6 protein-coding genes are annotated in these 6,937 nt (G+C 37.7%); 5 read left to right on the forward strand and 1 reads right to left on the reverse strand.

Annotation, left to right across the window (positions count from 1 at the left end):
• Positions 1–749: 749 nt before the first annotated feature.
• Complete coding sequence (locus tag AC52RT_RS17490; RefSeq protein WP_495541931.1) at positions 750–1,262, reverse strand: DoxX family protein; 513 nt, start codon at positions 1,260–1,262, stop codon at positions 750–752.
• Between the two features lie 363 nt (positions 1,263–1,625).
• On the opposite strand from AC52RT_RS17490, the gene AC52RT_RS17495 reads away from it, so the two are divergent.
• The 5 genes from AC52RT_RS17495 to AC52RT_RS17515 all read left to right on the forward strand — a co-directional run.
• Positions 1,626–2,633, forward strand: coding sequence for an LLM class flavin-dependent oxidoreductase (locus tag AC52RT_RS17495; protein WP_495541932.1), 1,008 nt, complete (start codon positions 1,626–1,628; stop codon positions 2,631–2,633).
• 69 nt (positions 2,634–2,702) lie between these two features.
• Positions 2,703–4,067 (forward strand): TldD/PmbA family protein, encoded by a 1,365-nt coding sequence (locus AC52RT_RS17500; RefSeq protein WP_495541933.1) that lies wholly within the window; start codon positions 2,703–2,705, stop codon positions 4,065–4,067.
• A 1-nt stretch (position 4,068) separates the two neighbouring features.
• A complete protein-coding gene (locus AC52RT_RS17505) occupies positions 4,069–5,421 on the forward strand; it encodes a TldD/PmbA family protein (RefSeq protein ID WP_495541934.1) in 1,353 nt (450 codons plus the stop codon).
• A gap of 568 nt (positions 5,422–5,989) precedes the next feature.
• Complete coding sequence (locus AC52RT_RS17510) at positions 5,990–6,112, forward strand: hypothetical protein (protein WP_495541935.1); 123 nt, start codon at positions 5,990–5,992, stop codon at positions 6,110–6,112.
• Between the two features lie 347 nt (positions 6,113–6,459).
• The coding region (locus AC52RT_RS17515; RefSeq protein ID WP_495541936.1) for a hypothetical protein at positions 6,460–6,937 on the forward strand (478 nt) is incomplete at its 3' end.

A 6,937-nucleotide genomic window follows, 5' to 3' on the forward strand; every position in this document is an offset into this window, starting at 1 on the left:
AGCAGCGTATTTATTTGTTCTTAAAAAGTTTAACATGAAAATCAACTTCCTTTCCCTATTTGGTTAAAATATGATTCCCTTTGTTTTGTAAAAGATATCTTTATCTATGTCTTTATCTTACATCCAATATTTACTACAATCAATGACTTTGTGAAGTATTTCACAAATAAAAAGGGGTGATGTCACACAATTTCCACACTTTAAATGGAAGGGTGGAAATAAGAGAAAAAGTGACTGATTTGTGCTTATCGTTTTTAGACTTAAATAGTAAACTTTGAGTCAATCTGCTTAATCAACTATTTCAAGAACCAGTATTTTATCGATTGAGCAGAATCTGCCTATGAATCATGGATTTCTATTTGTGCAGCGTAAAGGTTGTAATAGCCTTGTATGGTAATCTTATTTTAAAACTAGAATTTTGGATCCGTTCTCCGGAAGGGCCGATAATAAAAAGACCTCAATGGTTTACAACTGTAATTATCTCAAATAGTTTTGCTGATTTAGTATTACTTAGTTGGACATATTTTCAAATTAAACCACCTCTTTATAGATATACACGCTTCTTACTTGGTTAATTTTCAAGAAAAATCCTTTTACTACTTTATCAGATATTAAGAAAGCAACATGCATTATCGATGTAGACCTAACTGCATACAGTTAGCTGGTTGCTGCTTCATTAGAATAAAAAAAACCCTACAGGTAGACATTTTTTAAGTGTCTACTCTATAGGGTACAGTATAATATGGGTTTTAAGAAACAATGGGTTTAATTTTCACTTTAGTACTTTCTTTCTTCATTTTTTTCTTAATGAAAGGCAGTATATAACGGTCTAAGCCATATTGAGCAGCATTGTAGCCAGCAACGAGAAGGAACATTTGTAACAGAACCAATTGTGCATTGGTGCTGACTGTACCAGAGAATAAGAAAGCGAAATTCATGGTAAGCCCCATAAGAACAGAGAAGGTAGTGAATACTCCAAGAATTAATCCAAGACCGACAAGGAATTCTCCCCAAGGAACCAAAACATTAAATAGTTCAACATTTGGTAAGGCAGCTGTTTCTAAAAATCCACCCCACCAGCCCTGTACGGAAGGATTATCTCCACCAGAGTTGGCAATTGCCCCTTGTATAAATCCAGAAGCATCAAAGCCTCCACTTTTAATTTTTTCAAACCCGTGAGTCATCCAATCGTACCCAATATACACACGCAAGAGAGTTAAGAAAATAGCAGCGTATTTATTTGTTCTTAAAAAGTTTAACATGAAAATCAACTTCCTTTCCCTATTTGGTTAAAATATGATTCCCTTTGTTTTGTAAAAGATATCGTTATCTATGTCTTTATCTTACATCCATTATTTACTATAATCAATAACTTTGTGAAGTGTTTCACAAATAAAAAGGGATGCTGTCACATAATTTCCACAATTCAAATAGAAGGGTGAAATAAGGATAAATATTGACTATCTTGTGCCTAAATAAGAATGATTGATATAGCTGCCTGTGCAAGTATGTTAAGCATCTTTAGTGCATTATTTCTAGCTTTCAGCTATCATTGGCTTCAAAAGGTGCTTGTTTTATTAAACATCCTTATTCTTTGTAACAACTTTTAGAAAGAAGTGGAATGAATGGCTGCTAAACAATTACATGAAATCAAGTATTCGGTTTTAGACTTAGCAAGTATCACAGAAGGCAGTACAGCTTCTACTGCTTTTAAGAATTCACTTACCCTTGCACAACATGTTGAAAAGCTCGGGTATCATCGATATTGGGTTGCGGAACATCATAGCATGCCTGGAATAGCCAGCTCTGCCACTTCCGTCGTTATTGGATATCTAGCGGCAGGAACATCAAAAATTCGTGTTGGTTCTGGCGGTATCATGTTACCGAACCATGCTTCATTGGTTATTGCAGAGCAATTTGGAACATTGGAAGCTATGTATCCTGGCCGAATTGATCTTGGCCTTGGCCGTGCGCCAGGCAGTGATCAGCGAACTGCGATGGCTTTACGAGGCGATATTCGTAATCAAGGTCAAGATTTTCCCCATCAATTAGAAGAATTGCGCAGCTACTTCGATCCAGCTTCTAAGCATAATGCAGTTCGTGCCATACCAGGTGAAGGGCAGAAGGTTCCGATCTGGCTTCTTGGTTCTAGCGGATTTAGTGCACGATTAGCGGCGAATTTAGGGCTTCCATTTGCGTTTGCCAGCCATTTTTCACCGGAAAATACACTTCCAGCACTCGCTATTTACCGCGATCACTTTAAGCCTTCCGACGTTCTTTCAGAACCGTATGCAATGGTCGGCATGAATGTCTTTGCTGCTGACACCACAGAAGAAGCGAAAAAACTGGCTACTTCTCATCAACAGCAATTTCTCAGCTTGATTCGGAACACGCCAGGTCAGCTGCCGCCGCCAGTCGATACGATGGAAGGACGATGGAATCCTTACGAAGAAGCGGCAGTTGAAAAAAATCTTAAATCATCGATTATTGGTAATCCTATTGAAGTCAAAGAACAGTTGCAAAAGTTCCTTGATGACACACAAGCAGATGAAATGATGATTAATAGTTCTATCTATGATCAGACAGCAAGACTTCGTTCCTATGAAATCGTTACTGAAGCAACGCGTAAATAATGACTAAACCTGCAGGTTGTGCCTGCAGGTTTTTTTCCATCTCGAGGAGGATTAGGCATAACACTTAAGATGTTTGAAGCAGCGCTGTCTACTGGAGGAGACTTTTCCGAGGTATTTGTAGAAAACCGTTATAGTAATCAATTAACTCTTCAAGGCGGACAAGTTGAGAAAAGTCTGTCTGGAAGGGAGTTTGGGATTGGTATCCGAATTTTCAAGGATTTTCAAAGTGTGTATACGTATACAACGGATGATAGCAGAGAGGGATTAATAAAGGCTGCTACAAAGGCAGCACAAGTTATTAAAGGCGAACATATTTTTCAGCCCACGTCTCTTAAACGACAATCTATTGAATCGCTTCATCCCATTCTGATTCATCCTAGAGAAGTTGAAAAACTACGGAAGGTAGAAGTGATGAAGAAAGCGTATGAATTGGCTAAGAACTACCATTCTAGTATTGAACAAGTTTCCATAAGATTGTTCGACGAAGAACAAAACGTTCTGATTGCTAATTCAGAGGGTACCTTTGTCGAGGATCAGCGTACCCGCAGCAGGCTATCTATCCAGTCCATTGCCTCGGATGGAATTCAAATGCAGACAGGTGGATACAGCCCAGGTGCTTTTAAAGGATTTGAATTCTTTGAGAATCTAAATCTAGAACATTATGCTTTTGAGGCTTCACGTATGGCAGTGACGATGCTTGGTGCTGAGCACTGTCCGAGTGGCAAATACCCTGTGATTATTGATAATGAATTCGGCGGTGTGATTTTTCATGAAGCATGTGGACATGGACTTGAAGCTACATCTGTTGCGAAAAATAATTCTGTCTTTGCTAACCGTATTGGGGAAAAGGTGGCCTCCAATCTTGTCACATATATAGATGATGGCACATTGACGAATGAATGGGGATCAATCACTATCGATGATGAAGGCGAACGTGCTCGGAAAAATGTACTGATTGAAAATGGGATTCTTACAGGCTATTTAATTGATAAGTTCAACAGCAGGAGGATGGGAATGGCATCGACAGGTTCAGGAAGACGTCAGTCCTATCGTTTTGCACCGACTTCCCGCATGACTAATACCTATATTGCCCCTGGACAATCTACTAATGAAGAGATTATTAGCAATACCGAACGCGGGATCTATGCAAAGTATATGGGCGGTGGTCAGGTGAATCCTGCTACAGGAGATTATAATTTTTCAGTTATGGAAGCATATTTAGTTGAAAATGGGAAAATCCGTAAACCTTTACGTGGGGCTACCTTAATTGGAAATGGACCAGAAACGATTCAATTAGTGGATATGGTTGGTGATCATCTTGGTCATGGAGCTGGAATGTGCGGATCTGAAAGCGGCAGTATTCCTGTTAATGTCGGACAGCCAATGATTCGTGTGAGCGAAATGACGGTTGGCGGAAGAATGGGGGAAGAATAAGATGAATCTAGAAATTTTTAAAGATCAATTATTTGCCTATGGTACTGAGAACGGATTCGCTGACATGGAGTTAGCTTACGTGCGGGAGGAGAAGTTTGCCTGCAGCCTCTTTGAAACAGAAATTGATTCTTATAATACTTCAGAAACATATGGTATTGCTTTTCGTGGACTATTCAAAGGAAAAATGGGATCTGCCTATACGGAAAAAATGGATGAAGATTCGGTTACATACCTAATACAAGAGGCCAAGGATAACGCGGAAGTAATCGAATCGGATGAACCTGAAGAAATTTTCTCTGGCAGTCAGTTTTACAAACAGCCTGACTTTTTTTCTGAAAAACTGGCACAAGTTTCGATAGTAGATAAAATTGCGCTGTTAAAATCAACAGAACCGTTTGTATTTGAAGCTGATAAACGAGTAACGGCAATTGAAACCTTCGTTATTCAAAGTTGTGAAGTGGAAAGAGGATTACTAAACAGCAAAGGACTGTCACTAAACGAACGAAAAAATGATTTTCTAGTTGGTCTATCTGTTGTAGTGAAAGACAAAAACCAAATCAAAACTGGACTTGTTGTGAAAAATACACGAGATTTTTCAGAATTAGTTCCAGAGGAAATAGCCCGTGCAGCCGTTAAGGAAGGTATTTCACAACTCCATGCAGAGTCATTAAAAAGCGGAGATTATCCAGTTGTAATCCGTCATGATGCAGCCGCTATGTTATTAACCGCATACTCAAGTGTTTTTTCTGCTGAAAATGTTCAGAAGGGCCAGTCGCTATTAAAAGATAAAGAAGGCAAAAGTATTGCCAGCCCGCTTGTGAGCATTATCGATGATCCATTTGAAAAGCAAGGACTTGCTTGCCGAAGCTTTGATGATGAAGGATTCGCAACCTCATACAGAGAGATTGTGTCATCGGGTACGCTCAAAACACTGCTTTATGATCTAAAAACAGCCAAAAAGGCAGACAGGGAATCAACAGGTCACGCGTATAAATCCTCCTATAACAGCAGCTTGGAAATCGCTCCTACTAATTTCTTTATTATTCCTTCTGCAACAGAAGAAGATTTGTTAGCCAAAGTAGAAGAAGGCATTCTAATTACAGGTCTTTCTGGATTGCATTCTGGTGCGAATACCATTTCAGGAGACTTTTCCTTGGCTGCAACTGGATTGTATATAGAAGGTGGAGTCGTCAAGCACGCTGTCAACCAAATGACGATCGCAGGAAATTTCTTTGAACTGTTAAAGAATATCGAAGCTGTTGGATCAGACCTAGAATTTTGTTTCATTCAAATGGGTGGAAATTGTGGATCACCGTCGTTGTTGATAAAAGAACTTTCCGTCACAATAGAATAACAGATAATACGTGTAACAGTTAGTAAAGAATAATGAGTAAAATTTTAAGAAGGCCTTATACACAAAAAAAGCCACAGCAAGTAGTAATGCTGTGGCTATATGGTGATCTTTATTTGTTATTAGTAACGTCATCGGGCTTAAATTTATTTATTATAAACTTTACAATTGGGGCACCTATAATTACGAAAAATATTAAAAACATAATAAAGTTAAATGTGTAGTGGACAATAGTACTGAAAATGTTAATGAACCTCCTTTAAAACTCTATGTAAGTGTATCATTAATTTAAAAACAATGATAAGAATTCTCCTCGTTTCCTTACCTTTTACAGCCATCAGATACAAGTTGGGTTCTTCTTTTATGGATTACTTTCCTATCGTTATAATCTGTTTCTTTTATTCAGCGACTTTCTTTCCTAAAGCTTTGATCTTTTATATTTTAAGGAAAAAGTTAATGAAATTAAAGGATTAGTCAAGCATTCATTCAGCAAGAGAGTTTTGCAAATTTAGCATTTTTTAGTAAAATATTTGTGGTAAAATATAGTAATTAATTATTTTAGGGGATGGGTATGCAGAGGATACTTAGTTTTTATAAAAACATAGCGTTAGATCTATTTTCAATGATGAAAGGATTTACCTACGGATTTTTTATCTTTGGACTGTTTATGGTGATTATGGTTGCTTTAGTATAAGGTATTCTCTTTCTGAAAAATATAATCTTATAACTCTAAATGACTAATGCAGGGACAGAAATAATTTTCCAGAGTAAAAATGAATACATTAGAAAAGAGGTACAACTATCGACAAGATTGAGGTTATAAACTTTTTCAGAATAGCAAATCAGATTGGAATAAATAAGCAAGATCGTTGGGCTTTATGGGAAAAACATTATAATTTCGCTGCTATCCCACCTGGGGAAGAAGGGCGGAAATTAGCTAAGTCATTATTTGAGAATGCATGGGATACGTACCAAAAACAGATAGAATATATACAAAAGTGGCAACCTAATCAGCCTGAGCTAGAAAATCGTCTTAAAGAAGTGAAAGCACTCTTAGGATGTGGAAGCAGCTTAAATTTCGTTGTTATTTATTATGTGGGTGCTTTTGACAATAATCCTTTTGTGGCTCCTTTTGATCAAGATCGGATAGCCTTATGTTTACCCATTGAAAGCGGATACCATGAAATCTTATTGGTCCATGAACTAACGCATATTGTCCATACAAAAACAGCCAATCTTTCAGCACAATGGCAAAGAACGATTGCACTGACCATCTTAGAAGAAGGTTTAGCCACTCGTGTTAGTAAATACTTAGTACCAGGGAAAGCGGATGAACGGTATATTGAACATAAAGAAAATTGGTTAACATCATGCATAGGAAAGAAAGAAGAAATTTTCAAAGGGATTTTACCGTATCTGGAGGATGACTCTTCCGAAACGGTTTATAAATTTACGATTGGCAAAGGCACAACGAATCATGAAAGAGAAGCTTACTATGTAGGGTGGGAAATGGTAAATA

The organism is Peribacillus sp. (assembly GCF_059453735.1).

What these genes read in the sequence shown, in the direction of transcription:
- AC52RT_RS17490 (WP_495541931.1), bottom strand. Translation starts at nt 1,262, where the DNA reads ATGTTAAACTTTTTAAGAACAAATAAATACGCTGCTATTTTCTTAACT.
- AC52RT_RS17495 (WP_495541932.1), top strand. Translation starts at nt 1,626, where the DNA reads ATGGCTGCTAAACAATTACATGAAATCAAGTATTCGGTTTTAGACTTA.
- AC52RT_RS17500 (WP_495541933.1), top strand. Translation starts at nt 2,703, where the DNA reads ATGTTTGAAGCAGCGCTGTCTACTGGAGGAGACTTTTCCGAGGTATTT.
- AC52RT_RS17505 (WP_495541934.1), top strand. Translation starts at nt 4,069, where the DNA reads ATGAATCTAGAAATTTTTAAAGATCAATTATTTGCCTATGGTACTGAG.
- AC52RT_RS17510 (WP_495541935.1), top strand. Translation starts at nt 5,990, where the DNA reads ATGCAGAGGATACTTAGTTTTTATAAAAACATAGCGTTAGATCTATTT.